Source organism: Geodermatophilus sp. SMS 5-13, assembly GCF_059428245.1.
The window spans coordinates 2988408-3014056 of sequence record NZ_CP165729.1; the positions used below are offsets into that span (position 1 = coordinate 2988408).

General features: G+C 75.0%; 21 protein-coding genes. 9 read left to right on the forward strand and 12 right to left on the reverse strand.

Going from position 1 to position 25649, the window contains the following annotated elements; translation table 11 throughout:
- Positions 1-6: 6 nt before the first annotated feature.
- Both AB3388_RS14470 and AB3388_RS14475 read right to left on the reverse strand, forming a co-directional pair.
- Complete coding sequence (locus AB3388_RS14470) at positions 7-2955, reverse strand: FtsW/RodA/SpoVE family cell cycle protein (protein ID WP_495405977.1); 2949 nt, start codon at positions 2953-2955, stop codon at positions 7-9.
- A 20-nt stretch (positions 2956-2975) separates the two neighbouring features.
- Positions 2976-4031: a hypothetical protein gene (locus AB3388_RS14475; RefSeq protein WP_495405978.1), complete on the reverse strand. Its 1056-nt coding sequence runs from the start codon at positions 4029-4031 to the stop codon at positions 2976-2978.
- 276 nt (positions 4032-4307) lie between these two features.
- Between AB3388_RS14475 and AB3388_RS14480 the strand changes: the two genes are divergently transcribed.
- Positions 4308-4739, forward strand: a complete 432-nt coding sequence (locus tag AB3388_RS14480; RefSeq protein ID WP_495405979.1) for a hypothetical protein — start codon at positions 4308-4310, stop codon at positions 4737-4739.
- Between the two features lie 7 nt (positions 4740-4746).
- Here AB3388_RS14480 and AB3388_RS14485 read toward each other — a convergent pair whose 3' ends face one another.
- Entirely contained in the window at positions 4747-5589 is an 843-nt protein-coding gene (locus AB3388_RS14485; protein ID WP_495405980.1) for a DUF6807 domain-containing protein, read from the reverse strand.
- Positions 5582-6739: a Gfo/Idh/MocA family protein gene (locus AB3388_RS14490; RefSeq protein WP_495405981.1), complete on the reverse strand. Its 1158-nt coding sequence runs from the start codon at positions 6737-6739 to the stop codon at positions 5582-5584. The genes AB3388_RS14485 and AB3388_RS14490 overlap by 8 nt, the downstream gene beginning before the upstream one ends.
- Positions 6740-7030: 291 nt before the next feature.
- Here AB3388_RS14490 and AB3388_RS14495 point away from each other — a divergent pair, with 291 nt between their 5' ends.
- Positions 7031-8428: an MFS transporter gene (locus AB3388_RS14495; RefSeq protein ID WP_495405982.1), complete on the forward strand. Its 1398-nt coding sequence runs from the start codon at positions 7031-7033 to the stop codon at positions 8426-8428.
- Positions 8429-8488: 60 nt separating this feature from the next.
- Here the strand turns inward: AB3388_RS14495 and AB3388_RS14500 are convergent, their stop codons facing one another.
- Positions 8489-9541: a LacI family DNA-binding transcriptional regulator gene (locus AB3388_RS14500; protein ID WP_495405983.1), complete on the reverse strand. Its 1053-nt coding sequence runs from the start codon at positions 9539-9541 to the stop codon at positions 8489-8491.
- A gap of 147 nt (positions 9542-9688) precedes the next feature.
- Between AB3388_RS14500 and AB3388_RS14505 the strand changes: the two genes are divergently transcribed.
- Genes AB3388_RS14505 through AB3388_RS14515 form a run of 3 tightly spaced genes read left to right on the forward strand, consistent with a single transcriptional unit; the run spans position 9689 to position 12917 of the window.
- Positions 9689-10846 carry a Gfo/Idh/MocA family protein gene (locus AB3388_RS14505; protein ID WP_495405984.1) on the forward strand — a complete coding sequence of 386 codons (1158 nt, stop codon included), beginning with the start codon at positions 9689-9691 and terminating at the stop codon, positions 10844-10846.
- Positions 10843-12018: a dihydrodipicolinate synthase family protein gene (locus AB3388_RS14510; RefSeq protein WP_495405985.1), complete on the forward strand. Its 1176-nt coding sequence runs from the start codon at positions 10843-10845 to the stop codon at positions 12016-12018. Before AB3388_RS14505 ends, AB3388_RS14510 begins: the two co-directional genes overlap by 4 nt.
- A gap of 20 nt (positions 12019-12038) precedes the next feature.
- Positions 12039-12917 (forward strand): sugar phosphate isomerase/epimerase family protein, encoded by an 879-nt coding sequence (locus AB3388_RS14515; RefSeq protein ID WP_495405986.1) that lies wholly within the window; start codon positions 12039-12041, stop codon positions 12915-12917.
- A 9-nt stretch (positions 12918-12926) separates the two neighbouring features.
- Here the strand turns inward: AB3388_RS14515 and AB3388_RS14520 are convergent, their stop codons facing one another.
- Together AB3388_RS14520 and AB3388_RS14525 are read right to left on the reverse strand one after the other, a co-directional pair.
- Positions 12927-13673, reverse strand: a complete 747-nt coding sequence (locus AB3388_RS14520; RefSeq protein ID WP_495405987.1) for an HpcH/HpaI aldolase family protein — start codon at positions 13671-13673, stop codon at positions 12927-12929.
- A 116-nt stretch (positions 13674-13789) separates the two neighbouring features.
- Positions 13790-15430 (reverse strand): NAD(P)/FAD-dependent oxidoreductase, encoded by a 1641-nt coding sequence (locus AB3388_RS14525; RefSeq protein WP_495405988.1) that lies wholly within the window; start codon positions 15428-15430, stop codon positions 13790-13792.
- A gap of 157 nt (positions 15431-15587) precedes the next feature.
- Between AB3388_RS14525 and AB3388_RS14530 the strand changes: the two genes are divergently transcribed.
- Positions 15588-16187 carry a cysteine hydrolase family protein gene (locus tag AB3388_RS14530; protein ID WP_495405989.1) on the forward strand — a complete coding sequence of 200 codons (600 nt, stop codon included), beginning with the start codon at positions 15588-15590 and terminating at the stop codon, positions 16185-16187.
- A 25-nt stretch (positions 16188-16212) separates the two neighbouring features.
- On the opposite strand, the gene AB3388_RS14535 is transcribed toward AB3388_RS14530, so the two are convergent.
- A complete protein-coding gene (locus AB3388_RS14535; protein WP_495405990.1) occupies positions 16213-17466 on the reverse strand; it encodes a 3-deoxy-7-phosphoheptulonate synthase in 1254 nt (417 codons plus the stop codon).
- An 81-nt stretch (positions 17467-17547) separates the two neighbouring features.
- Positions 17548-17829, reverse strand: a complete 282-nt coding sequence (locus AB3388_RS14540) for a hypothetical protein (protein ID WP_495405991.1) — start codon at positions 17827-17829, stop codon at positions 17548-17550.
- Positions 17830-18045: 216 nt separating this feature from the next.
- On the opposite strand from AB3388_RS14540, the gene AB3388_RS14545 reads away from it, so the two are divergent.
- Positions 18046-18963, forward strand: a complete 918-nt coding sequence (locus AB3388_RS14545) for a hypothetical protein (RefSeq protein ID WP_495405992.1) — start codon at positions 18046-18048, stop codon at positions 18961-18963.
- A gap of 3 nt (positions 18964-18966) precedes the next feature.
- On the opposite strand, the gene AB3388_RS14550 is transcribed toward AB3388_RS14545, so the two are convergent.
- Both AB3388_RS14550 and AB3388_RS14555 read right to left on the reverse strand, forming a co-directional pair.
- Positions 18967-21312, reverse strand: a complete 2346-nt coding sequence (locus AB3388_RS14550) for a bifunctional salicylyl-CoA 5-hydroxylase/oxidoreductase (RefSeq protein WP_495405993.1) — start codon at positions 21310-21312, stop codon at positions 18967-18969.
- Positions 21312-22937 (reverse strand): AMP-binding protein, encoded by a 1626-nt coding sequence (locus AB3388_RS14555; protein WP_495405994.1) that lies wholly within the window; start codon positions 22935-22937, stop codon positions 21312-21314. The genes AB3388_RS14550 and AB3388_RS14555 overlap by 1 nt, the downstream gene beginning before the upstream one ends.
- Before the next feature lie 98 nt (positions 22938-23035).
- Between AB3388_RS14555 and AB3388_RS14560 the strand changes: the two genes are divergently transcribed.
- Positions 23036-23854 (forward strand): PaaX family transcriptional regulator, encoded by an 819-nt coding sequence (locus tag AB3388_RS14560; RefSeq protein WP_495405995.1) that lies wholly within the window; start codon positions 23036-23038, stop codon positions 23852-23854.
- Positions 23855-23869: 15 nt separating this feature from the next.
- On the opposite strand, the gene AB3388_RS14565 is transcribed toward AB3388_RS14560, so the two are convergent.
- Entirely contained in the window at positions 23870-24157 is a 288-nt protein-coding gene (locus AB3388_RS14565; RefSeq protein WP_495405996.1) for a hypothetical protein, read from the reverse strand.
- 409 nt (positions 24158-24566) lie between these two features.
- Here AB3388_RS14565 and AB3388_RS14570 point away from each other — a divergent pair, with 409 nt between their 5' ends.
- Positions 24567-25436, forward strand: a complete 870-nt coding sequence (locus AB3388_RS14570) for a DUF4349 domain-containing protein (protein WP_495405997.1) — start codon at positions 24567-24569, stop codon at positions 25434-25436.
- Positions 25437-25649 lie beyond the last annotated feature (213 nt).

The following is a 25649-nucleotide window of genomic DNA, read 5'->3' on the forward strand; positions in this document are numbered from 1 at the left end:
GTACGGCTAGGGCGTCTGCACCGGCCCGGTGGCGACGACGTCCGCCCGGTGGTCGAGGTAGAAGCGCAGGCCGTCGGACACGACCTGCTTCGCGGTGTTCGCGCCCGTTCCCGGGCCCTGCACCAGGGCGGTCATCACGATCTCGGGCGCGTCCATCGGGGCCACGGCGGTGATCCAGTTGTCGTACTGCCCGTCGGGCAGGCCGCCGTCCTGCGCCGTGCCGGTCTTCGCGCCGACCGCCGCGGGGATGTCCGACAGCCGGACGGCGGTCCCGCCCGTCACCGCCTCCCGCATCCCGTCGCGGATCGGCCCCAGCTCGGCGGCGAACGGCAGCGGCACCGGGGCGGCCCCGGGCAGCGCGGTGTACGTGGCCCCGGGCGCCCCGATCGCCATGCCGAGCCGCGGGGTGACCATGCTGCCGGTGGCGACGGCGGCGGTCCACCGGGCGTTCTGCAGCGGCGTGACCTGCAGTTCGCCCTGGCCGATGCCGAGGATGACCGTGGACCCGCCGTACCAGGTGCCGCCCTTCGCCTCGACCGACTCCGGGGTGCCGAGGTAGCCGGCGGACTCGCCGGGGAGGTCGATGCCCGTGCGCTGCCCCACCCCGAGCACATGGGCCGTGTCGATCACGCCCTCGGCCCCGAGCGCGACGGCGAGCTTGTAGAAGTACACGTCGTTGGAGATGGCGATCGAGTCGACCAGGTTCATCGGCCCCATCGGCTTCCAGTTGCCGAAGGTGTGCCCGCCGTAGGTGTACGAGGCCCCGGTCGGGATGGCCCGCCGGGCCGGGAACACCGGATGGGCCTGGTTCGCCGCGGCCACGACGAGCTTGAACGTCGAGCCGGGCGGCGCGACCGCCTGGGTGACGTGGTCGAGCATCGGCGAGCCGGGCGCCTCGGCGGCCGCGCCCAGCGCGTTCACGTCGACCGGCGGGCCGTAGAGGTTGTTGTCGAACGACGGGCTGCTCGCGATCGCGAGGACCTGCCCCGATCGCGGGTCCATCGCGACCGCGGCGCCGATCCGGCCCTGCGGCCGGGGCTGGGCGCGCACGGCCGCGGCCAGGCTCGCGTCCAGCCGCCGCTGCAGGCCCAGGTCGAGGGACAGCCGCAGGTCGGCGCCGCGCACCGGGTCCCGCCGCTCCCCCAGCGCGACCGGCGTCCCCTTCGGGTTCACGTACACGCACTGCCGCCCGTCGATCCCGCGCAGCACCGCGTCGTACTGCTGCTCGAGGCCGGCGCGGCCGACGACCTCGCCCGGCGGCAGGCCGGGCCAGCGCTTCTCGTCCTCCGGCGTGGCCACCCCGGCGAAGCCGAGCACCGGGCCGAGCAGCGCGCCCTGCGGGTAGATGCGGCGCGGCTCCGCGACCACGAACACGCCCGCGATCCCGGCCGCGGTGACCGCGTCGCCGGCGGGGCGGGGCACCTCGGCCACCGGCAGCGACAGCGTGGTGCTCTCCGCCCCGGCGAGCTGGGCGGTGAGCTCCTCGGGCGGCCGGCCGGTCAGCTGCGCCAGGCGGGCGACGTCCGCGGGCCGGGCGCGCAGCAGGGCGGGTACCACCAGCACCCGGTCCACGCCGGCGCCGACGTCCGCGGCGTTGACCGCGAGCGGCGCGTCGTGCCGGTCGGTGATCGCGCCGCGGGCGGCGTCCAGCCGGAAGCAGCGGGTCATCTGCTCCTGCCCGCTGACCTGGAGCGCCGCGCCCTGGGTGCGCTGCAGCTGCCACCCGTACACCCCGAAGGAGACCAGCAGCGCCGAGAGACCGAGCGCGACCATCCGGACCAGCCGCGGCCGCGGGTTGCGCCAGCGCGGCATCGCCCACAGCCGCCTGCGCGCGCCGTCCCGGCGCACGGCCAGCACGACCCCGATCGCGGCCAGGTGGACGACCAGCGCCGTCCCCCCGTAGCTGAGCAACGGGAAGGGGACGCCGGCCAGGGGCAGCAGGCCGAGGTTGGCGCCGACCGAGACGACGGTCTCCAGGCCGATGAGGATCGCCAGCCCCCCGCCGACGAGCGCGCCGCGCGGGGTGCGGGAGGTGCGGCTGGCCAGCGCCAGCCGCCACACGAGGACGATCGCCGCCAGCACCACACCGGCGCCGGCCACCAGCCCCCACTGCCCGACCAGGCTGGCCAGCGCCAGATCGGTGTCCCGCTGGGGCAGGTACTCCGAGCGCAGGAGGCGCAGCGGGTCGTCGGTCCGCCCGAACAGCCCCCCGGAGCCGACCGCGATGTGCGCCTGCAGCACGGCCCAGCCCGAGCCGGTCGGGGACTCGTGGGCGCCGACCAGGAAGCTGCCCAGGCGTTCGAGCTGGTAGGGGCGCAGCAGGTTGATCAGCAGCGGCGCCGTGACCGCCGCCGCGGCCGCGAGGGGCAGCAGGAACCGGGCGGGCACCCGCCCGATGACCAGCATGGATCCGGTGAGGACGACGAGCAGCGCGGTGGTGCTGAGGTCCGGCTGGAGCAGGGTGAGCCCGATGGGCACCACCGCGAGCAGCACGGCCCAGGTGAAGCGCTGCCACGCCGGCCGGTCCGAGCCGAGGACGGCGGCGAGGGCCAGCAGCAGCCCCAGCTTGGCCAGCTCCGATGGCTGGAAGGTCAGCGGGCCCAGCGCGATCCACCGGGTGGCGCCGTTCGCGGACAGGCCGAACACGAGCACGCCGACGAGGAGGACGACGGCGGCGCCGTAGGCGGCCCAGCCCAGGACGCCGAGGTACCGGACGCGGGCGCGCCAGAACACCGCCAGGGCGAGCACCCCGGCGCCGGCGATCACGGCCTGCCGCACCGCCAGTTCGGTCTCGCCGATCAGGTGCAGGTTCGCCAGGCCGAGCCCGACCAGCACCAGCGCCGCCACGACGGCGAGCAGGTCGAACGCGCCGCTGCGGCGGTTCCTGCGCTGCTGCCTGGTCCGGCGTGCCCGTCCGGCGTCCGTCGGTGGCCCGGCCGGTCTCCTGGTCGGCATGGGAGCTCCCCTCCGGCGGTTCACCCGGCCGGCCTGTCGGTCAGGCAGGAGCCGACGGACATCGGCGCGGAGGCCGCGACCGCGGGTGCGTCGGTGACGGCGACCACCGCCACGGAGGGCAGGGCCGGGAGGACGACGGTGCCGACCGCCACCGCCCGGTCGCCCTGGGCCGGCACGGCGACCCGTCCGCCCGGCGCGGTCTGCGTCGCGCCGGTGCAGCGGTCGATGATCCGGTACGACCACGTCACGTCCCGCGGATCGGGTGCCGGGGCGAGCCGCACCTGCAGCCGCACGGTGCAGGGCGCGTCCGGTGCGCAGCGCGCGAGCGGGCGCAGGTCGACCCCGGCCACGCTGCCGGCCGCCGCGGGCGCGGGCGGCTCGATCGGCAGGCCGTCGCGTTCCGGCGCCGCCGACGACGTCGAGCCATGACGCCCGGCGTCCAGCAGCAGGCGGACGTCGGTGGCGATGTCGTCGCGCAGGAGCACGATCTCCAGCACGACGACCGAGGCGAGGACCAGCACCGAGAGCAGCCACGCGCCGATCCGCCGGGCCGCGGTCCGGCTCCCCCGGCGCGCGGCCCGCGGCGCCGGGGCCGCCCGGCCACCCGGAGCGGGGTTCCCGGCCGGTGCGGCGCCGCCCGTCGAGACCGGGAGCCCGCCGACCGCCTTCACCAGCGCGGCGAGCTCGGCGCGGACGGCCCCGCGGTCGATCGGGGCGGCCGCCTCCTCCAGCATCGCGGCGACGACGGGGACGCCGGCGACCGGCAGCTCCCGCGCGGCGCGGTCGAGCTCGGCCAGCAGCCGTTGGGCGGCCGGGTCGTCGCGGCGGGCGCCGGACCGGGCGGCGGCGGCGACGTCCGCCAGCGCCGCCTCGACCGAGGAGGAGGTGCCGAACACCGCCCGCCCGTCGCCGCCGACCACCACCGGGGAGCTGCCCGGGCTCCCGGTGGGCGGTTCCGTCCGGCGGGCCGCGTCCGCCAGCACGCTCGCACCGATCTCGAGGGCCTGTGGTGGGGTGAGCCGGGCCAGTCCGATCAGCCGGGACAGCGCCACGCCGTCCGCCGGCGGCGTGTCCACCGGCGGTCCCTCGTAGGCGTCGGGGAGGCCAGGAGCGTCGTCCGGTTCACGGGAGGGGTTCCGCCGATCCGCCGCCAGGTCTGTCACCGACCGACACCCCCGCCCAACCGCTGCTGACTGGGCCAACTCCGTGACAAGACCGCGCCCGATGCTGGCCTGACCAGGGCCGAATGTCACGGAGTGGCAGGGCTCTCGGAGGGCTCCTCGCTCCCGGCCGGGCCCTAGCTTCGCCGCATGCGCCGAAGCCTGCGGTGTCTCCGATCCGGAATGGCCGGCATGGCCGGCGTCGTCCTGCTCGTCGCGTGCGGCGGCGGGGACGGCGGCGACGCCTCGGCCGACGCGAGCGCCACCGGCGCCGCGGAGCAGTCCGCCCCCGCGACCGGGGAGGGGGACTTCTGCACCCGGGCCGCGGGGATCGACGACCGGGTCGACGCGGCGATGTCGAAGCTCGACGACGGCGAGGCCTCGATCTCCGAGGCGTTCCACGAGCTCGGCCAGGAGCTGCGCGCCATCGACCCACCCCAGGAGATCTCCGCCGACTGGGACGCGATGCAGCAGGGCCTGGACCGGATGGCCGACGCGCTCGCCGACGCCGACCTCACCGATCCGGACTCGCTGCGCGCGCTGGACGACGTCCAGGGCGACCTGTCCACGGCGAGCGACCACGTGACGAACTACCTGCACGACCAGTGCGGCATCGGCGGGTAGCGGCCCCTCAGGACCCCGCGGCCGCCCAGCGCGCGACGGCGCCGACGTCCAGGACGCCGTCGGCGACCAGCGCCCGGAAGCCGCGGGTGACCGTGCCCTCGGCCGGGAGCGGCAGGGGCTCGCGCGCGGCGAGCTGCCACCCGATGCCGGGGTACTCCCGCACCCGGACGAACCAGGGGTCGGCCCGCGTCGCCGCATCGGCACCGGTGAGCGCCAGCGAGAACCCGGCGACCGGGTCGCTCCAGAGCAGCCACCCGCCGACGGAGTCGTGCACCGCCTCCTCCCCCGCGGCGCTCCCGCTGCGCACCGTCGGCTCCCCGGCCGGCGGCAGGCGCCAGAACAGGCCGCCGTACCCCGCCCCCGCCCGGCCGTTGCTCGCCGGGCTGCCGAGCGCGAGGTCCCGGCCGGAGACGTTGGTGAGCGTCGTCGCGAACTCCAGCTCCCACCCCGAGTCGGCCGGCCGCGCCCGCAGCCGGCGCCGCTCGGTGAGCACCGGCTCCCCGCCCGGGACGAGCCAGCGCAGCCGCTCGTCGAGCCGGTCGGGACCGACGGCGGCGAACTCGCCGTGCTCGATCCGCCCGTGGTCCTCCCGCGGGACGTAGCCGCGGTCGCGCACGTACGTCGGCCCGCCCCAGAGGTTCCAGCCGTCGACGTCCGGCACGGCGACGGACACCCCGAGGTGCCAGGGATGGTCCGGGGGCTGCGCGTCGGTGACGGGCCGGCCGCCGAGCGTTCGGACCGGGTGCAGGTAGGGCCGCGGCGCCAGGACGGCGTCCAGCCCGCTGCCGTCCCGGTACTCGGCGACGCGCACGCCGGCCACGCTCAGCGTCGCGAGCGTCCCCTCAGCCACGGGCGGCCACGGCCGCCCACGGGAGCCCGAGCTCGGAGAGCAGCGCGAGCTCGTCGGCGGCGCGCACGACCGCCGCGGCGCTGCCGGGGACGACGTGCCGCGGGAACTCCCCCGTCGGGTCCACCGGGCTGTACCGCCTCGCGATCGGCACCGGGTCCGCGGCGAGGCGGACCGCCTCGACCACCTGCATGAACGCCCGCGTGCTGGTCAGCGGGACGAGCAGCGGCACGCCGGGTTCGAGCGCGTGGCCGGCGAGGTTCTCCAGCAGGTCCGTGGCCGGGTACTCGCGCACCTCGCTGTCCCCGCCGCGCTCGAGCCGCACGCGCCCGAGCCGGTAGTGCAGCACGATGCGGCCGCGGGTGCCGTGCACGACGAGATAGGGCTCGACCTCCTCGTCGCCGGCCAGGGTGACCGCGACCGTGACCGTCGTCCCGCGGGCGGTGACCAGCCGCAGGGACGACGTGTCGTCGGCCTCGATGGGGTTCGCCCGGAGCAGCTCCACCCGCACGTCGGCCACCCCCTGCTCCCCCGCTCCCCCGTCGAGGGCGAGCGCGGTGGCGGTGGCGTGCGCGAACGGGTTGGTCAGCGCACCGTCGACGACCGGCACCCCGTCGAGCGAGCGGCGTCCCGCCCACCGGGCACGGGCGTAGTACGAGGCGTCGCGCTGCCAGGCACCGGCGGCGCCGATGCCGACGATCTCGCCGATCGCGCCGTCGGCCATGAGCGCGCGGACGGCAGGCAGCGCCTGCGACCCCAGGCTCTGGAAGCCGACCTGACAGGCCCGCCCGGTGCCGGCCAGGTCGCCGACGAGCTGCTCGAAGGCGGCCAGCGTCGGCGTCGGCGGCTTCTCCAGCAGGACGTCGGAGCCGGCCGCGGCCGCGGTGAGCGCGAGCTCGGCGTGCGTGTGCATGGGCGTGCAGACGATGGTGATCGCCGGCCGGACGCGGTCGAGCAGATCGTCCAGGCGCGGCGAGACCGGCACGTCGGGCGCCGGGCCGCCGTCCTCCGGCGTCCACGGGCGCGGGTCGCAGATCCCGGCCAGGTGGACCGGCGCGCCGGCCCGGTGCAGCCGGTCGATGTTGTGCAGGTGCCAACGGCCGTGGCCGTGCGCACCGGCCAGGACGACCGGGAGCGATCCAGGCGAAGCCATGCTGTCGTCCTCCGGGGTCGAACGGCTCTCCGCGGCCGACGATAGCGTGGCGGGGCTCACTTTGGAAACCGCTTTCTGGAGTCGTGCCCTCGTGCCGCGCGTCGGCCGGCACGCACCCCGACCAGCAGCACGGGCGGGATGCCGCCCGCCGCCGCGCGAGCTTCTGTGACCTGGGTGACACGATGCTCTTGACAGGTAGGTCACACCATGTTGCTCTGGTAAACGCTTACCAAGCCAAGCCCGAGCGGCAGCACGACCACCGATCGTCAGCGGAGACACCCAGGAGGGGTCATGCAGGACAGGGAGCGCGGGGCAGCTGCCCCCGACCAGGGGACCGAGTCCCGCCGGATGTCGAAGCGGGCCGCCTGGAGCGGCTGGATCGGCAGCACGCTCGAGTACTACGACTTCTCGATCTACGCCCAGGCCTCGGCGCTGGTCTTCCCCGCCGTGTTCTTCCCGTCCGGGAACCCGACGGTGGCCCTCATCGCCTCGCTGGCCACGTACGCGGTGGGCTACGTCGCCCGGCCGATCGGCGCGTTCGTCCTCGGCAACTGGGGCGACCGGCACGGCCGCAAGAACGTGCTCGTCGTGTGCATGCTGCTGATGGGCGTCTCCACCCTCGCCGTCGGCCTGCTCCCGACCTATGCGCAGGTCGGCGCCCTGGCCCCCGCGCTGCTGGTCCTGCTGCGGCTGGTCCAGGGCTTCGCCGTCGCAGGCGAGCTCGGCGGCGCGAGCGCGATGATCGTCGAGCACGCCCCCGCGGACCGGCGCGGCTTCTACGCGAGCTTCAGCCTGCAGGGCACCCAGGCGGGCTCCATCCTCGCCGCCGCGAGCTTCATCCCGCTGTCGGCGTTCCTGTCGGACTCGGCCTTCCACACCTGGGGCTGGCGCGTCCCGTTCCTGCTGAGCTTCTTCGTCATCGTCGCGGGCTACGTCATCCGGCGCCGGGTCGCCGAGACGCCGGCCTTCCTGCAGGAGGAAGCGAAGCACGAGGTGCCCAAGGCGCCGGTGCTGCAGGTCGTCCGCGAGAGCGGCAGCACGATCGTCCGCGCCGTCCTCATGGCGTTGGCCAACGTCATCGGCACCACCGCCGTCGTCTTCGGCGCCGCCTACGCCACCCAGCCCGCCTACGGCGTCGGGATGAGCCCGTCGACGTACCTGTGGCTGCCGCTCGCGGCCAACGTCGTGGCCGTGGCGCTGATCCCGTACTTCGGCAAGCTCTCCGACCGGATCGGCCGCCGCCCGCTGATGATCGTCGGTCCGCTGGGTGCCGGCGCGCTGTCCTTCGGCTACCTGTACGCGGTCAGCCAGAAGAACATCGTGCTGACGGTCGTCCTGGCCATCCTGATGTTCGGCGTCCTGTACCAGGTGTGGAACGCGACGTTCGCCAGCTTCTTCCAGGAGCTGTTCCCCACCCGCCACCGGGTCACGGGCTTCGCCGTCTCGCAGAACATCGGCCTGCTGATCACGGCGTTCCTGCCGACGGTCTTCACGCTGATCGCGCCGCCCGGGTCGACCCACGTGCCCCTGGTCATCGGCGGGCTGACCTTCCTGCTGTGCATCGTCTCTGCGGTCGCCGCCTGGAGCACGCGGGAGACCAGCCGCGTCGAGCTGCGCGACCTGGAGACCCCGGAGCGCTCCCGGAGCCACAGCCCGGAGTTCTCCCGGGTGCAGGCCGGCGCCGCCTGACCGGCGCCCCCTCCGCCGCGGCCGCGGCTGCCCTCCCGGGCGGCCGCGGCCGTCGTCGTCTCAGGACCGCCGCGCCGGCCCGGTGCTCGCCCGGAGGATCAGCTCGGCCCCCACGTGCACCCGGCGGACCGACTCGCCGGGGTCGGCCAGCACCAGCTCCATGGCGCGGGCGCCCATCTCCTCCAGCGGCAGGCGCACGGTGGTCAGGGCGGGCTGCAGGTCCGCGGCCAGCCACAGGTCGTCGAACCCGACGACGGACACGTCCTCGGGGACGCGCCGGCCGAGGTCGTTCTGCAGGGCGCTGAGCGCACCGACGGCCATGAGGTCGTTCAGCGCGAAGACGGCGGTCACGTGAGGGGCCCGCTCGAACAGGGTGAGGGTCGCCGAGTGGCCGCCGGCGCGCGAGAAGTCCCCCTCGGCGACGGCCACCGCCGCGCGGTCGCCCCCGAGGGCGGCCCACGCGTCGAGGAAGCCGGTCAGCCGGTCGGACACCGTCCGGAGGTCCGCCGGGCCGGTGAGGACGCCGACGTCCCGGTGCCCGAGGTCGCGCAGCAGCCGGGCCACCTGGCCCGCGCCCCTGCTGTTCGCGGGCAGCACCGTGTCGAAGGGCAGGTCGTGCTCGCTCACGAGCGCGACGCGGCCGCCGCCCTCGCTGAACTCCCCCAGCGCCTGGTCCAGCGCCGACCCGTCGGCCAGGCGCCCGCTCCCGGTGAGGAGCACGCCCCGCACGCGCTGGGCCTGGAACCGCTGGACGTACTCGACCTCCCGCGCCGCGTCCCGGAACGTGCTGGCCAGCATCGTGAGCAGCCCGTGCTCCGTGGCGACGCGCATCGCGCCGGCGGCGATGGAGGCGAAGTAGGGGTCGTCGACCTCGTGGACGACGAGGCCGACGACGTTGGTCCTCGACCGGGCCAGCGCCTGCGCCGGGCCGTTGGAGACGTACCGCAGCTCGGCGGCCGCCTTGCCCACGCGCGCAGCGAGGTCGGGGCTGACCACCCGGGTGCTGCCGTTGAGGACCCGGGAAGCGGTTGCCAGGGAGACGCCCGCCCGCTCCGCGACATCCCGCAGCGTCACCGCGCCGGGGCGCGACCGGGGATCGCCGTTGGGCTGCACGAGGAGAGCGTATCCGGGGCGCGCGCCGACGGCCTCCCTCGTGCGGGGGTGCCGTGCGCAGGCCCCGAAGACCGGCCGGGGGGTTGCCTGCGCCACACTTTCGCCCTATCCTCGGGAAAACGCTTTCCGACTTTCCAGGAGAGACCGATGGGGACTCCCGCGCTCGGCATCATCATGAACGGCGTCACCGGCCGGATGGGCTACCGCCAGCACCTGCTGCGGTCGATCCTGGCCATCCGCGAGCAGGGGGGCGTGCTGCTCGGCAACGGCGAGCGGGTGCAGGTCGAGCCCCTGCTCGTCGGCCGCCGCGGCCCCGCGCTGCAGGAGCTGGCCGAGCGCCACGGCATCGCCGAGTGGACCACCGACCTCGACGCCGCGCTGGCCGACGACCGCTGGGGCGTCTACGCCGACTTCCAGATCACCTCGGCCCGCGTGGACGCCATCAAGCGCGCGATCGCGGCCGGCAAGGACGTCTACACCGAGAAGCCCACGGCCGAGACGCACCGCGACGCCGTCGAGCTCGCCGAGCTGGCCGAGGCGGCCGGGGTCAAGAACGGCGTCGTCCACGACAAGCTGTTCCTCCCCGGGCTGCTGAAGCTCAAGCGGCTCATCGACTCCGGGTTCTTCGGCCAGATCCTGTCGGTCCGCGGCGAGTTCGGCTACTGGGTGTTCGAGGGCGGCTGGCAGCCCGCGCAGCGCCCCAGCTGGAACTACCGGGCCGAGGACGGCGGCGGCATCGTCGTCGACATGTTCCCGCACTGGAACTACGTGCTGGAGAACCTGTTCGGCCCCGTCCGGTCGGTGTACGCCCAGACGGCCACGCACATCACCAGCCGGGTCGACGAGCGCGGCGAGCCGTACGCGGCCACCGCCGACGACGCCGCCTACGGCATCTTCGAGCTGTCGGGCGGCGTGATCGCGCAGATCAACTCGAGCTGGGCGGTGCGCGTCGACCGCGACGAGCTCGTCGAGTTCCAGGTCGACGGCACGCACGGCAGCGCCGTCGCCGGGCTGCACAACTGCCGGATCCAGCCCCGCAACGCCACGCCCAAGCCGGTGTGGAACCCCGACGTGCCCGACACCCTCGACTACCGGGCCGGCTGGCTGCAGGTGCCGGACAACGACCCGGCCGAGAACGGCTTCAAGCTGCAGTGGGAGCAGTTCGTCCGGCACGTGGTCGAGGACGGCCCGCACCCCTACGACTTCCGCTCCGGCGCCCGCGGCATGCGGCTCGCCGAGGCCGCTCTGGAGAGCACCGCGTCCGGCCGCCGGGTCGCGATCGAGGCGGGGGTGCCCGCGCGATGAGCGACGTCACCCTGCTCGGCGCCGACGGGCGTACCCGGCCGCTGACCCTGCGCGAGCCGGCCGCCGTCCGCCGTCCGTCGGGTCCGCTGCGGTCGCGCACCGCCTACGCCGCGGCCCACGTCGTCCCCCGGGTCGGTGCGGACAACGTGCCGGGCGCGCCGGCCGACCTGGACTGGGACGCCACCCTCGCCTTCCGGCACCACCTGTGGTCGTGGGGGCTCGGCGTCGCCGACGCGATGGACACCGCGCAGCGCAACATGGGCCTGGACGCCGCGGCCACCCGCGAGCTGATCGCCCGCAGCGCCGCCGAGGCCCGGTCGGTGGGCGGCGCGCTGGTGGTCGGCGTGAACACCGACCACGTCGCCGACGAGGTCATCCCGCTCGCGAAGGTGATCGACGCCTACGTCGAGCAGTTGCACGTCGCCGAGGAGCACGGCGCCGGCGTCGTGCTCATGGCCAGCCGCCACCTCGCCCGCGCGGCGGAGGGCCCGGCGGACTACGAGCGGGTCTACCGCGAGGTGCTCGCGCAGGCCGGCCGCCCGGTGCTGCTGCACTGGCTGGGCGAGGCGTTCGACCCGCAGCTGTCCGGCTACTTCGGCTCCACCGACGCCGCCGCGGCGGCCGACGTCGTCGTCCGGATCATCGAGCGCGACGCCGACCGGATCCGCGGGATCAAGATGAGCCTGCTCGACGCGGGCGCCGAGATCGGCCTCCGGCGCCGGCTGCCGGACGGCGTCGAGATGTTCACCGGCGACGACTACCACTACGTGGACCTGATCGGCGGGGACGCCGACGGCTTCTCGCACGCGCTGCTCGGCGCGTTCGCCGCGATCGGCCCGCTGGCGAGCACCGCCATCGCGGCGCTCGACGAGTGGGACACCGTCCGCTACCGGGAGCGCCTGCGCCCGACCGAGGCGCTGTCGCGGCAGGTCTTCGCCGCGCCGACGTCGTACTACAAGACCGGCATCGCGTTCCTGTCCTGGCTGAACGGGCACCAGCCGGCGTTCAGCATGGTCGGCGGCCTGCACAGCGGCCGGAGCCTGCCGCACCTGTCGGAGATCGTGCGGCTGGCCGACGCGGCCGGCGCGCTGGAGGACCCGGAGCTGGCCGCCCGCCGGTGGAACGCGCTGCTCGCCGTCCACGGCGTCGAGGTCCCGGTGATGGTCCCGTGAGCGAGCTCGCGAGCTCACGCATGAGCACAGCACCGCACCCGCGGTTGTCGCTGAACCAGGCGACGGTCAAGCACGCCTCCCTGGCCGACGCGCTGACCGCGACCCGCGCGGCCGGCATCGCGGCCATCGGGCTCTGGCGCGAGCCGGTCGCCGACGTCGGCCTGGACCAGGCCTGCGCCCTGGTCGCCGGGTCGGGCCTGCGGGTGTCGTCGCTGTGCCGCGGCGGGTTCTTCACCCAGTCCCCCGGCCGGGCCCGCGCGGCGGCGCTCGACGAGAACCGCCGCGCGATCGAGGAGACGGCGGTCCTGGCGGCGGCCGGCGCGCCCGGCTCGGCACCGGTGCTCGTGCTCGTCGCCGGCGGCCTGCCGGACGGCGACCGCGACCTGGCCGGCGCCCGGCTGCGGGCCCGCGACGCGATCGGCGAGCTCGCCGGCGACGCCCGGGCGGCCGGTGTGACGCTGGCGATCGAGCCGATGCACCCGATGTTCGCCGCCGACCGCGGCGTGGTCTCCACCCTCGGCCAGGCCCTCGACCTCGCCGAGCAGTTCCCGGCCGACGCGGTCGGGGTGGTCGTCGACACCTACCACGTCTGGTGGGACCCGGAGCTGCCCGCGCAGGTCGCGCGGGCCGGGCGCGGCGGCCGGATCGCGAGCTACCAGGTGGCCGACTGGCGGACCCCCGTGGGGCCCGACGTGCTGCTCTCCCGCGGCCTGCCCGGCGACGGGCACGTCGACCTGCCGGCGATCAGCGCGCTGGTCGAGGCCGCCGGCTACCGCGGGGACGTCGAGGTCGAGGTCTTCTCCCAGGCGCTGTGGGACGCCGACCCGTTCACGGTGGCGAGGGACACCGCGGTCACCTTCGCCGCGGCCGCGGGCGTCGCTCCCCCGGTGCCCGCCTGAGCGATCCGGTCAGGCGGTGTCCTGCCCCGACGAGCCGCGGGCGACGCGCAGGTGGTGCGCCATCGCCTCGCCGAGGGCCACCGCGTCGGCGGCGACCGTGACGATCGTGGCGCCCTCGGCGGCGTAGCCCGCGGCGTCCTCGCCGCCGTAGGCGTGCACCCCGACGGGCACGCCGGCGGCGACGGCCCGGGCGATGATCGAGGAGAGGACGCCGCGCAGCTCCGCCCGGTGCTCCGCGCCGGTCAGCTCCAGGGACAGCGCGAGGTCCCCCGGCCCGACGTAGACGCCGTCCAGCCCCTCGACGGCGAGGACGGCGTCGAGGTCGTCCAGCGCGGTCGCGGCCTCCACCATGACGACCACGAGCGGCTGGTCGGCGCCGCCGGAGAGCCGCCCGATCGAGCGGCCGCCCGCGGGCGCGTACCGGGAGGCGGCGACGACCTCCCGGGCGTGGGCGGCGTCGCGCACGTTGGGCACGATGACGCCGCGGGCGCCCAGGTCCAGCGGCCGGCCGACGTCGGGGAACAGCGGGCTGCGGGTCCGGACGAGCGGCACCGAGCCCGCGGCGGTGACCGCCGCGGTGACCGCCGGCAGCTCGGCCTCGGTGAGCGCGCCGTGCTGGAGGTCGAGGACGACGTAGTCCGCGCCGGTCCGCGCCAGGAGCTCGCCGGTCACCGCCCCGGGCAGCGAGCTCCACAGTCCGTGGCACGCCCGGCCGCTCCGCCACCGCTGCCGCAGGTCGACCTCGCTGATCGCCATCGAGCGGCTCCGCCCCCTCCACTCCGGCCCCGGAGACCACGCCAGGGCACGATCCTGCCGCACGGGGAGCTCTCGGCGGCAACCTCGACCGGCCTCGCAGCCGGCGACCGAGGGACTCAGGTGTCGGCGAGGTAGTCGTGCACCATCCGGATGGCCACCGCTCCCTCGCCGACCGACGTGGCCACCCGCTTCACCGACCCCTGCCGGACGTCACCGACGGCGAACACCCCGGGCAGGCTGGTCTCGAACGGCCGCGCGGCAATCGACGTGCCGGCGGACGGCCCGGCTCCGGTCAGGACGTATCCCGCCGGGTCCCGCTGGATCTCGTCCGGCAGCCACCGGGTGTGCGGCTCGGCACCGATGAGCACGAACAGTCCCGCCGCCGGCACCGTCTCGGTCTCCCCGGTGCCGCGCTCGCGCAGCACCAGATGCGTCAGCCGGCCCTCGCCGCCCCCGCCGGCGACCTCGGTGTCGTGGCGGACGTCGACGGTGGCAGCGGCGTCGATCTCGCGCAGCAGGTAGTCCGACATCGTCGCGGCCAAGGTCGAGCCGCGGACCAGCAGCGTCACCCGCCGCGCATAGCGGGCGAGGTGCAGGGCGGCCTGCCCGGCGGAGTTGGCCCCACCCACCACGTACACGTCCTGGTCCGCCATCGCCTGTGCCTCGGGGCTCGCGGCGCCGTAGAAGACACCGGCTCCGATCAGCCCGTCCAGGGCGGGGACGGCGAGGCGCCGATAGGCCACTCCGGTCGCGAGGACGACGGCACGGCTGACGATCTCGCCGCCGCCGTCGCTCAGCGACACGATCCGATCGGTGCCCGATGCCCGCAGGCCGGTCGCACGGGGGCCGTAGATGAACTCCGCACCCAGCAACCAGGCCTGCTCGTAGGCCCGCTGCGCGAGATCGGCGCCGGAGATGCCGCGAGGAAATCCCGGGTAGTTGCGGATCATGGAGCTCGTGCCGGCCTGACCACCGATCGCCTCGGTCTCCAGCACGGCGGTCCGCAGTCCCTCGGAGGCGCCGTAGACGGCCGCGGCCAGCCCGGCCGGGCCGGCCCCGACGATCGTCACGTCGTACGGCCGCGCATCCGGTCGGGTCCTCATGCCGAGCGCCCCGGCGATCTCGGCTCCCGATGGGTCCTCCAGCACCCGGCCGTCGAACAGGACGACGACGGGCAGCCGACCGGGGCTCGCTCCGAGGTCCCGCAGCAGCGCCTCGCCGTCGGGGGACGTCACGTCGAGGAAGTCGAAGGGGACACTGTTGCGGCTGAGCAGGTCCCGGAGTTCGTGCGACCGCGGCGACCAGCGCTCGCCCAGTACGCGGGCACCGACGAAGCGCGGACGCCGCAGCTGCGCCCACTGGAACAGGAACTGGCCGATCGCCTGGTGGAAGTGCTCGTCACCGCGGCTCCACGGCTTGGTCACCCAGTCGATCTGCCGCAGCACCGAGGCCGGCAGAATCGGTGCCATCGCCCGGTCGCCCCAGGTGATCAACACGGCCTGCCTGGCGTCCGGGTGCAGCGCGCGCACGCGTTCGAGGAACTCCAGCCCGGTCATCTCCGGCATCCACTGGTCGGCGACGACGAGGGCGACCTCACCGCCGGCCGAGCGGATCCCGGCCAGGTCCTGCAACGCGGCCTCCGCCGAGGTGAAGCTGCGGATGTCGTAGTCGGCGCCGTACCGTCTGCGCAGCTCCTCCTCGACCGGCCGCAGCGAGGCGGGATCGTCGTCCACGGCCACCACGACAGCCCTGCTCATGGTGCCTCCTCCCCACCGTCGTGCGCGGCGCTCGGCCGGCCCCCGCCGAGCCCAGCACGGAACGGTCTCCCTGTCATCCGGCGTTCCGGCCCTTGTCGGCCCGGCTCCGACGGCGCAACCATGTGGCCCCGACGCACACCGACGCAGGGAGCCCGCCATGGCCGAGACCACGAGCCTCCGGCAGCTGACCGGCATGCCCGACACCCCGGCGCCCTGGAGCGAGCAGACCCTCGTGCTCATCGACTGCCAGAACACCTACACCCGCGGTGTCCTCGAGCTCGACGGCGTGCAGAAGGCGCTCGACACCGCCGAGGAGCTGCTGGACGCCGCGCGCACGGCCGGGGTCCCGGTGGTGCACGTCCAGCACGACGCCGGCCCGGGCAGCCCGTACGACGTGCGCGCCGACATCGGCGCGATCGTCGACCGCATGGCCCCCCGGGCCGGTGAGACACTGGTGGTCAAGGGGCGGCCGAACGCCTTCGTGGGCACCGACCTGCAGGACATCCTGGCCATCGCGCAGTGCACCGACGTCGTCCTGGCCGGCTTCATGACGCACATGTGCGTGAACTCGACCGCCCGCGGCGCGTTCAACCTCGGCTACCGGCCGACGGTCGTCGCCGCCGCGACGGCGACCCGGGACCTGCCCGGCCCGAACGGCGTCGTCCCCGCGGCCATCGTCCAGGACGCGAGCCTCGCGGCCATCGCCGACCTGTTCGGCATCGTCGTCCCCGACCCGGCCGCGATCCCCGGCCGGTAGCCGGTCAGCCGGCGCGCGGAGCCGGTCAGCCGGCGCGCAGCGCCGGGGTGCCGCGCCGCGCGCGGACCGCCGCGGCCAGCTCGTCCAGCATCACCGCGGTCATGTCCAGGTCGACGCAGGCGTCGGTCACGGAGAGGCCGTACGCCAGCTCGCCCGGACGGCGCTGGTCGAGGTCCTGCCGGCCGGCCACGAGGTTGCTCTCGAGCATCACGCCGCGGATCGCGTGCTCACCGCCGGCGATCTGGCCGGCCAGGTCGGCGACGACGTCGAGCTGGCGCAGGTGGTTCTTCTGGCTGTTGCCGTGGGAGGCGTCGACCACGACCACCTCCGGCAGCCCGCGCGTGCGCAGCGCCTCCCTTGTCGCCGCGATGTGGGCGGCGGAGTAGTTCGGGCCGTGCTTGTCGCCGCGCAGGATCACGTGGCCGGTCTCGTTGCCGGTCGTCGACAGCTGGGCGGAGATCCCGTGCCGGTCGATGCCCAGGAACTCGTGCGGCGCCCGGGCGGCGACGACGGCCTGGATGGCGGCCTCGATGCTCCCCTCCGGCGAGTTCTTGAAGCCGACGACGGCCGAGAACCCGGACACCCGCTCGCGGGCCGTCTGGTCGGTGACGTTGCGCGCGCCGACGCCGTTGTAGGTCACCAGCCCGTCGACGTACTGCGGGGTGAGGGCGTTCAGCGGCTCCGCCGCCACCGGCACCCCCAGTTCGGTGATGCGGGACATGAGCATGCGGGTCGCGACCAGGCCGACGCTGATCCGGTTGGAGCCGTCGAGATACGGGTCGTAGGCGAAGCCCTTCCAGTCGACCTCGGTCCGCGGCTTCTCCGTGTAGGTGCGCATCAGGATCTCGAGATCGGCCGAGTGCCGCTCCCGCATGCGCCGGACGAAGTCGGCGTACTCCAGCGTGCCGGCCGGGTCGTGGATGGAGCACGGGCCGGCGATGACCGCCAGCCGGCCGTCGGTGCCGTCGAGGATCGACGTCACGGCGCGCCGGCCCGCCCGGGTCGTGGCGGCGGACTCCTCCGAGAGCGGCACGACGGTGGCCACCGCCTCAGGGGTGACGACGATGCTCAGGCCGGCGATCCGCGTGTTCATCAGGCCGGACACGTCGACCGGCTCGGCGGCCCCGTACCCGAGCCGGCGCCGCACCTCGGGCAGCAGCTCCGCCTGCATGGCGTCCATCTGCTCGTTCACCCGGCGCTGGACGTCGAGCAGGTGGCCGGCGATCCGCTCGGCGACCTCCAGGATCCGGTCCGCGGGGATGGCCTGGTCGTGCGTCATCGTGCTCCTCACGAGCCTGGGTTCGTCGCGATCGCGCGTCGCCGTTCGGGAAGAAGTGTCGTCCATCGGCGGACCGGCGCCTCAGGACGACGTCCCGCCGGGGAGGTCGGCCCCCGGCTCGGGCACCGGCTCGGGCACCGGCTCGGGCACCGGCTCGGGCACCGCGTCCCAGCGCCGCGACCGCGCGTCCAGCTCCGCCTGCCACTCCGACCGCCCGCTCGTACCGGCCCGCGCGGCCACGACCACGAGGGCCACCACGGCGACGGCGATGAGGACCAGCAGCCCGGTCAGGATGGCCTCCCAGCCGAACAGCGGAGGGACGGTCATGCTGCCCGGGGCCGGCGGGGTCGAGACGGGCGCCATGCGACACAGCCTGCGCGACCGCGCGGGTCCCGGGACACCTCCGCCGGTCCGCGTCACCCGCTGGGGCGAGTCACGCAGAGAGACGGCCGGAGCCCTCGGCACCCCGTTCGGGCGGCCCTCCGCCGCCTCCGGGTGACCGCCGTCGCGCAGCCGGGGTCACCCCCGGTCCGCCCGCCGTAGCGTTCCTGGCCCCCGGATCCGGAGAAAGCAGGTGGGATGAGCGTCGAGCCGCTGGAGCAGCTGGAGCCGCTGGACGACAGGCACCCGAACGTCACCGGGGACCTGCCGACGGTCCTCGAGGCCGCGCCGATGTTCCGGCGTGCGGTCGCCGGCTACGACCGCTTCCAGGTCGACACCTACGTCCGCTGGGCGGAGGAGGAGCTCGCCACCGCCGAGCGCGAGCACGAGCACCTCGTGGCGCGGCACCTGGCGACGCGGGCGGCCCTCGAGGAGGCCCGCGAGCTGCTCACCCACTCCGCCGGAGGCGGCGAGTTCCTCCAGGTGTCCCGGCGGATCGGGTCGATGCTGGCCGCGGCCGCCGACGAGGCCGAGAACATGCGCGCCGAGGCGGAGGCCCGCCGGTTCGATGCCTGCGCCCGGGCCGAACGGGTGCTCGCCGAGGCCGGGGCCGAGGCGGACCGGGTGGTGGCAGAGGCGGTCGCCCGGTTCGAGGAGCTGACGGCGCAGGGCGGCCGGATCGTCGACGAGGGCGAGCGGGCGGCCGCGGCGCTCCGCGCGGAGGCCGAGGCGCGGCTGGAGCAGGTGCGGGTGGCCGAGCGGCGCGCCGCCGAGCACGCCGAGGAGATCCGCCGGCGGGCGGTGGAGGAGGCCGCCGTCGCCCGGCTGCAGGCCCGGGACGACGTCGTCCGGCTGCTCAGCACCGGACGGGAGCAGCGGCGCCGGGCCGACGTCGAGGCCGCCGCCACCCGCGAGCGCCTCGACCGGGACGCCGTGGCGCGCCGCGCCGCCCTGCTGGCGGAGGTCGAGGCCCTGGAGCACCGGCGGTCGGCGCTGCGGGCGGAGCTCGAGCTCCTGGGACCGGCCGATGCGCCGAACGGGCGCCGGCTGGACGTGTACCTCCGTCGCCTCCTCGACCGGCTCCACGTGCCTTCGGGCTTCCTGCGAGCGCCCTGACGATCAGCCGTGCGGCCGCCAGCGGGTGTGCCGGGTGCCGCGGGCCGGTTCCCGGATCAGGGTCAGCCGCGGCGGCGGTCCGTCCGTGCGCCCGGTCGGCGGCCTGCGGCTGCCCGCGCGGTACGCCACCGGCCAGGTCACGCCGTCCCCCGTGTAGTCCTGCTCGGCGGCGGCGTGCAGCGTCCAGTGCGGGTCGTAGAGGTGCGGCCGGCCGACGGCGACCAGGTCGGCCCGCCCGGCCAACAGGATCGAGTTGACGTCGTCGTAGGACGAGATCGCGCCGACGGCGATCACCGCGACGCCGTGCGTCCGGCCCACCTCGTTGCGGATCCGGTCGGCGTACGGCGTCTGGTAGCTGCGCCCGAACGCCGGCGTCTCCTCCTTGACCACCTGCCCGGTCGACACGTGGATCGCGTCGGCCCCGTGCTCGGCGAACGCGCGGGCGATCGCGACGGCGTCCTCGACGTCGTTGCCGCCCTCGCACCAGTCGGTCGCCGAGATCCGCACGCTCAGCGGTCCGGGCCAGACCGCGCGCACCGCGTCGAAGACCTCGAGCGGGTAGCGCAGGCGGCCGGGCAGCGCTCCCCCGTACTCGTCGGTGCGCCGGTTGGACAGCGGCGAGAGGAACGACGAGAGCAGGTAGCCGTGCGCGCAGTGCAGCTCGAGCGCGTCGAACCCGGCCCGGGCGCCGGCCTCGGCGGCGGCGGCGAACTGCGCGGTGATCTCGTCCAGCTCGGCGCGGGACAGCTCGCGCGGCACCTGGTTGTCCGGCGAGTACGGCACCGGTGAGGGGCCGACGACGTCCCAGTTGCCCTCGATCAGCGGCTCGTCGATGCCCTCCCACATCAGCTTCGTGGAGCCCTTGCGGCCGGAGTGCCCGATCTGCAGCGCGATCCTCGCCGAGCTCCGCGCGTGCACGAAGTCCACGACGCGGGCCCAGGCGGCCTCCTGCTCGGGTGTGTAGATGCCGGCGCAGCCGGGGGTGATCCGCCCCTCGGGCGAGACGCAGACCATCTCGGTGAAGACCAGCCCCGCACCGCCGAGCGCGCGGGCGCCGAGGTGCACGAGGTGGAAGTCGGTGGGCAGCCCGTCGTCGGCGGAGTACATGTCCATCGGCGAGACGACGACGCGGTTGACCAGTTCCAGCCCGCCGAGCCGGAACGGCCGGAACATCGGCGGCCGGACGTCGCCGTCCCCGGCGAACCACTCGTCCATCCGCGCGACGAACTCCGGGTCGCGCAGCCGCAGGTTGTCGTAGGTGATCCGCCGGCTGCGGGTGACGATGTTGAACGCGAACTGCTCCGGCGCCTGCCCGACGTACTGGGCGATGTTCTCGAACCACTGCAGGCTGGCCTGCGCCGCGCGCTGGGTGGAGAGCACGACCGGCCGCCGCTCCGCCTCGTAGGCGGCCAGCGCCGCGGGGACGTCGGGCTGCTCGTGCAGGCAGGCGACCAGCGCGAGGGCGTCCTCCATCGCCAGCTTCGTCCCGGACCCGATGGAGAAGTGCGCGGTGTGCGCGGCGTCGCCGAGGAGGACGACGTTGCCGTGCCGCCAGGTCCGGTTCGACACCGTGGTGAAGCTCTGCCACTTGGAGTTGTTGGCGAGGATCCGGTGCCCGTCCAGCAGGTCGCCGAGCAGCTCGCCGATGCGGGCGATCGACTCCTCGTCGCTGACGCCCGGCGGGAAGACCTGACCCTCGGTGGCGGCGAAGCCGGCGCGGCGCCAGACGTCCTCGCGCATCTCGACGATGAACGTGCTGCCGCCGGCGTCGTAGGGGTAGCCGTGCACCTGCAGCACGCCGAACGGCGTCTCGCGGATGTCGAAGGTGAACGCCTCGAACACCCGGTCGGTGCCGAGCCACATGTACCGGTTGTACCGCCGGTCGAGGACGGGGGCGAAGACGTCGGCGTGCTTGGTGCGCACCGCCGAGTTCGCGCCGTCCGCGGCCACGACCAGGTCGTACGCGCCGGCCAGCGCGTCCACGTCGGGCGCCTCGGCGCGGAAGGTGACCCGCACGCCCAGCTCGGCGCAGCGCTCCTGCAGCAGCTGCAGCAGCACCTTGCGGCTCATCGCGGCGAAGCCCTGGCCGCCGATCGTGGTCACCGTGCCGCGGACGTGCACGTCGACGTCGTCCCACCGGGCGAACCGCTCGGCCATGCGGGCGAACACCACCGGGTCGGCGTGCTCGATGCCGCCCAGGGTCTCGTCGGAGAGGACGACGCCGAAGCCGAAGGTGTCGTCGGGGGCGTTGCGCTCCCAGACGTCGACCTGGGTGCCGGGGCGGAGCGCCTTCGCCAGCGCGGCGAAGTACAGGCCGCCGGGGCCGCCGCCGATGACCGCGATCCGCATCAGTGGGCCGTCGGCACGGTCTCGCGCAGCCGGAAGCGCTGCAGCTTGCCGGTCGCCGTCCGCGGCAGCGAGGGGACGAACTCGATCGAGCGCGGGTACTTGTAGGGCGCGATGAGCCGCTTGGCGAACGCCTGCAGCTCGGCGACCTTCGCCTCGTCGCCGGTGACCCCGTCGCGCAGGACGACGGCGGCGTGCACGATCTGCCCCCGCTCGGGGTCCGGCCGGCCGACGACGGCGCACTCGACGACGTCCGGGTGCTGGTCGAGCGCCTGCTCCACCTCGGGCGCGCCGATGTTGTAGCCCGAGGAGACGATCATGTCGTCGCTGCGGGCCTGGTACCAGAACCAGCCGTCGGCGTCGCGGACGTAGGTGTCGCCGGTGATGTTCCAGCCGTGCTGGACGTAGACGGTCTGGCGGGCGTCGGCGAGGTAGCGGCAGCCGGTGGGGCCCGTGACCGCGAGCCGGCCCGGGGTGCCGTCCGGCGCCGGGTTGCCGTCGTCGTCGAGCACCGCCGCCCGGTAGCCGGGGACCGGCGTCCCGGTGGACCCGGGCCGGACGTCGTCGTCGGCGGCGGCGATGAAGATGTGCAGCAGCTCGGTGCTGCCGATCCCGTCGATGAGCCGGACGCCGGTCTTCGCGAAGAACTCCTCCCACACGGCCTTGGGCAGGTGCTCCCCCGCCGAGACGGCGCGGCGCAGCGTGCCCAGGCACCCCTCCTTGCCGGCGCGCAGCATCGCCCGGTAGCCGGTGGGGGCGGTGAACAGCACCGTCGCCCGGTGCCGCTGCACCGCGTCGGCCAGCTCGGCCGGCGTCACCTTCTCCAGCAGCAGCACCGACGCCCCGACCCGCAGCGGGAAGACCACCAGCCCCCCGAGCCCGAAGGTGAAGGCCAGCGGCGGCGTGCCGGTGAACACGTCGTCAGGCCGGGGGCGCAGCAGGTGCGCGCTGAAGGTGTCGGCGACGGCGAGGACGTCGCGGTGGAAGTGCATGGTCGCCTTGGGGACGCCGGTCGTGCCCGAGGTGGCCGCCAGCAGCGCCACGTCGTCCGCCGCCGTCGCGACGTTCTCGTACGTCGTCGTATGCGCGGCGATCCGGCGGACGAGGTCGTCGTCTCCCCCGCCGCCGTAGCACTCCATCCGCATGCCGGTGGCCTGGGCGACCGGGGTCAGGTCCTCGGCGAAGCGGGCGTCGCAGAGCGCGTAGGCCGTGTGGGTGATCTCGGCCAGCTGGAGCAGCTCGCGGCTGCGCAGCACCGGCACCACGGTGACGGCGACCCCGCCGGCCTTGAGGACGCCGAACCAGCAGGCCACGAGCCACGGATTGTTGGGACCGCGCAGCAGCACCCGCTGGCCGGGTACCAGGTGGAGGTCGGTGGTGAGATGGCCGGCGATCTGGTTGGCCCGGGCGAGCAGCTCGCCGTAGGTCCAGGTCTCGGTCGGGCTGAGCAGGCAGGGCCGGTCGGGGCCGTGCTCGGCGGCGACGTCGTCCAGCAGCGCAGCGGCGCAGTTCAGCCGCTGCGGATAGGCGAGCTCGGGCAGGTCGAAGGTCAGCTCGGGCCACTGCTCGAACGGCGGGAGGCTGTCCCGGCAGAAGGTGTCGACGTGCGCGGACGGCGAGAGCTCCATGGCGGACCCCAATCTCGGACGCCGTCCCCCAGTGTGCTCTGCTCGTGACGGCAGTCAAGAACGCGTCATAGCTGTCGCGGCACCGCTACCGTGGCGACGTGCTCGGCGACCCGCAGCCGCGCCATCTGATCGTCACGGTCTACGGCCTCTACGCCCGCGCGAGCCACGACTGGCTGCCGATCGCGGCCGTGGTCCGGCTGCTGCAGGACCTCGGCGTGAGCGCCCCCGCCGTCCGGTCCTCGATCTCCCGGCTGAAGCGCCGGGACACGCTGCGCAGCCTGCGGCTGGGCGGCGCCGCCGGGTACGCGCTGTCGCCGTCCATGCTGCAGGTCCTGCGCGAGGGCGACCGGCGGATCTTCGAGCACCGGCCGGCTTCGCTCGCCGACGGGTGGGTCCAGGTCGTCTTCACCGTGCCGGAGGCGCAGCGGGAGAAGCGGCACGAGCTGCGCAGCCGGCTGGCCGGGCTGGGCTTCGGGCCGGTGGCGCCGGGCGTCTGGGTGGCCCCGGGAACGCTGACCGAGGAGGTCGAGGTCGCGCTCGAGCGGCAGGGGCTTGCCCGGTACGTGGACCTCTTCCGCGGTGAACACCTCGGGTACGCGCCGCTGCGCGAGCGGGTCGGCCAGTGGTGGGACCTCGACGCGGTCGAGGCCGGGTACGCGCAGTTCCTCGCGGCGTACCGGCCGCTGGCCCGCCGGGTCGCCCGGCGCACTCCCCCGGACGACGAGGCGTTCGCGGCGTACGTGCGGATGCTCACCGTCTGGCGGCGACTGCGCTACCGCGACCCCGGCCTGCCGCTGGAGCTGCTGCGCGCCCGCTGGAAGGGGGTGGCCGCGGTCGACCTGTTCGAGCAGCTGAACGCGGCGTTGCGTCCGGCGGCCGAGGCACATGCCACGGCCGTCATCGTCGTGGCGCGGTGAAGCCGTCGGCCGGACTCAGCCGCGGCCCTCCGCCTGCCGGTGTTCCGCGAAGCCTGGCCGGGCCCGCATCCGCGCCTCGATGTCGTCGACGAAGGCGACCACCGTCAGCATCTCGCGGTGCACCGCGGCAACGTCGACGCGATCGGAGTCGTAGCCGAAGGCGGTTTCCAGTCGGACGAGCGCGCGGGATGCGGCCGCCGCCTGCGGGGCGACGTCCGGCCACACGCCGAGCAGGACCTCTCGCACGACGTCCCAGTGCGCGAAGACGTCATCCCCGTCCTGCGAGAGCGGCTCACCCGTCACGAGTGGTGTGTCGCCGAAGTCGCAGCCCTCCGTCGACAACCGCACGTAGTCCCGCCACGCGTCGAGGAACCGGTAGACGAGCCGCTGAGCGACCGGACCGCCAGAGGCCAGCCGCGCTAGAGCAGATCCGCGACCTCGCGAGCCCCGTCCCGCTGGTGGTGAAACCCCTGCGGCCCGCCCCAGGCCAGAGGCACCACATGTGCCTGAGATCCTGCCTCCCGGGCCTCCGTCATGGCCGGAGCGTAGGGCGATGGCACGTGGGCGGCCGGTGAGGCCAGAACCGGCCGTTGCCTGTGTCCGGATCGCCCGGTTCGAGCCGGCCCGTTCCACGTCACGATCGGGCGTCGCCGCCGCCACGATTCGGCATCGGCGCTGGTCGGCCGCCCGATCACGCGCTTACCGTCCGACGATGAGGCGCTCCCCGGGCATGGCACTCGCGGCGGTGGCCATGGCGCTGCTCGTCGGCTGCTCCGGCGCCGGCTCGGACTCGTCATCGGACGGCGGTGCCGGCGAGGGCGTTTCCGCGCCCGCCGCTCCGGGGGATCCCGGGAACACGCCTGCCGACACCGACCGGCAGGTGGTCACGACCGCCACCGCGTCGGTCGCCGTCAAGGACCCGGCCGCGGGCGCTCAGCGGGTCAGTGAGCTGGTGGAGGCCGCCGGCGGCCGGGTCGACGAGCGCACCGAGCAGGCGGCGTCCGGAAAGGACGGGGTCGAGGGCGCCGTCGCCGACCTCGTGGTGCGGGTGCCGGCCGATGCCCTGACCGGGCTTCTGGCCGACCTCGAGGACGTCGGCGACGTCGCGAACGTGTCGGTGTCCCGTGCCGACGTGACCGCCACGGCGGTCGATCTGGACGCGCGGATCTCGGCGCTGCAGACCTCGGTGGCGCGACTGCAAAGCTTGATGGACCAGGCGGCCACGACCGAGGCCCTGTTGGCGGCCGAGAAGGCCCTCTCCGAGCGGCAGGAGAAGCTGGAGTCGCTGCAGTCTCAACGGGCGCTGCTCGCCGACCAGGTCGCGCTGTCGACGCTCAGCGTTCACCTGGAGCCGTTCGGTGTCGCGCCGGTCGGCGGTCCGGACGGCTTCCTCGACGGCCTCGGCACCGGATGGCGGGCCCTGGTGACGGCCCTGGGCGCGGCCGTCGTCGTCCTCGGCGTCCTCCTGCCATGGCTGGCGGTCGCCGCGCTGGTGGCCACGGGAGTGCTGGTGCCGATCCGCCTGGTGCGGCGGCGCACCGCGGTCGCCGGGCCGGTACCGGCGGCGCCGCCGCAGGAGTAGGGCGACGCCGCCGGTCTTGGCTGCCAACCCACAGTCGCTCGGAGCCGCCACCACAGAAGGCCGCCTCGGGGTGTCCCAGAGCGGCCCGATGAGGGCTACTCGCATGCGTCCGGGCGGGCGGCTCCGTCTTCACTGGGGTCGGACGTCGCTTGAGTGCGGATCTCACGCTCTGCGCGACTCGGGCGCCACTCCTCCGAGATGCGCGGTCTCGCG

Bases quoted from the DNA above. Each gene is read 5' to 3' on its own strand.
- AB3388_RS14470 (WP_495405977.1), bottom strand. From the start codon at position 2,955: ATGCCGACCAGGAGACCGGCCGGGCCACCGACGGACGCCGGACGGGCA.
- AB3388_RS14480 (WP_495405979.1), top strand. From the start codon at position 4,308: ATGGCCGGCGTCGTCCTGCTCGTCGCGTGCGGCGGCGGGGACGGCGGC.
- AB3388_RS14490 (WP_495405981.1), bottom strand. From the start codon at position 6,739: ATGGCTTCGCCTGGATCGCTCCCGGTCGTCCTGGCCGGTGCGCACGGC.
- AB3388_RS14495 (WP_495405982.1), top strand. From the start codon at position 7,031: ATGCAGGACAGGGAGCGCGGGGCAGCTGCCCCCGACCAGGGGACCGAG.
- AB3388_RS14505 (WP_495405984.1), top strand. From the start codon at position 9,689: ATGGGGACTCCCGCGCTCGGCATCATCATGAACGGCGTCACCGGCCGG.
- AB3388_RS14510 (WP_495405985.1), top strand. From the start codon at position 10,843: ATGAGCGACGTCACCCTGCTCGGCGCCGACGGGCGTACCCGGCCGCTG.
- AB3388_RS14515 (WP_495405986.1), top strand. From the start codon at position 12,039: ATGAGCACAGCACCGCACCCGCGGTTGTCGCTGAACCAGGCGACGGTC.
- AB3388_RS14520 (WP_495405987.1), bottom strand. From the start codon at position 13,673: ATGGCGATCAGCGAGGTCGACCTGCGGCAGCGGTGGCGGAGCGGCCGG.
- AB3388_RS14525 (WP_495405988.1), bottom strand. From the start codon at position 15,430: ATGAGCAGGGCTGTCGTGGTGGCCGTGGACGACGATCCCGCCTCGCTG.
- AB3388_RS14530 (WP_495405989.1), top strand. From the start codon at position 15,588: ATGGCCGAGACCACGAGCCTCCGGCAGCTGACCGGCATGCCCGACACC.
- AB3388_RS14535 (WP_495405990.1), bottom strand. From the start codon at position 17,466: ATGACGCACGACCAGGCCATCCCCGCGGACCGGATCCTGGAGGTCGCC.
- AB3388_RS14540 (WP_495405991.1), bottom strand. From the start codon at position 17,829: ATGGCGCCCGTCTCGACCCCGCCGGCCCCGGGCAGCATGACCGTCCCT.
- AB3388_RS14545 (WP_495405992.1), top strand. From the start codon at position 18,046: ATGAGCGTCGAGCCGCTGGAGCAGCTGGAGCCGCTGGACGACAGGCAC.
- AB3388_RS14550 (WP_495405993.1), bottom strand. From the start codon at position 21,312: ATGCGGATCGCGGTCATCGGCGGCGGCCCCGGCGGCCTGTACTTCGCC.
- AB3388_RS14555 (WP_495405994.1), bottom strand. From the start codon at position 22,937: ATGGAGCTCTCGCCGTCCGCGCACGTCGACACCTTCTGCCGGGACAGC.
- AB3388_RS14570 (WP_495405997.1), top strand. From the start codon at position 24,567: ATGAGGCGCTCCCCGGGCATGGCACTCGCGGCGGTGGCCATGGCGCTG.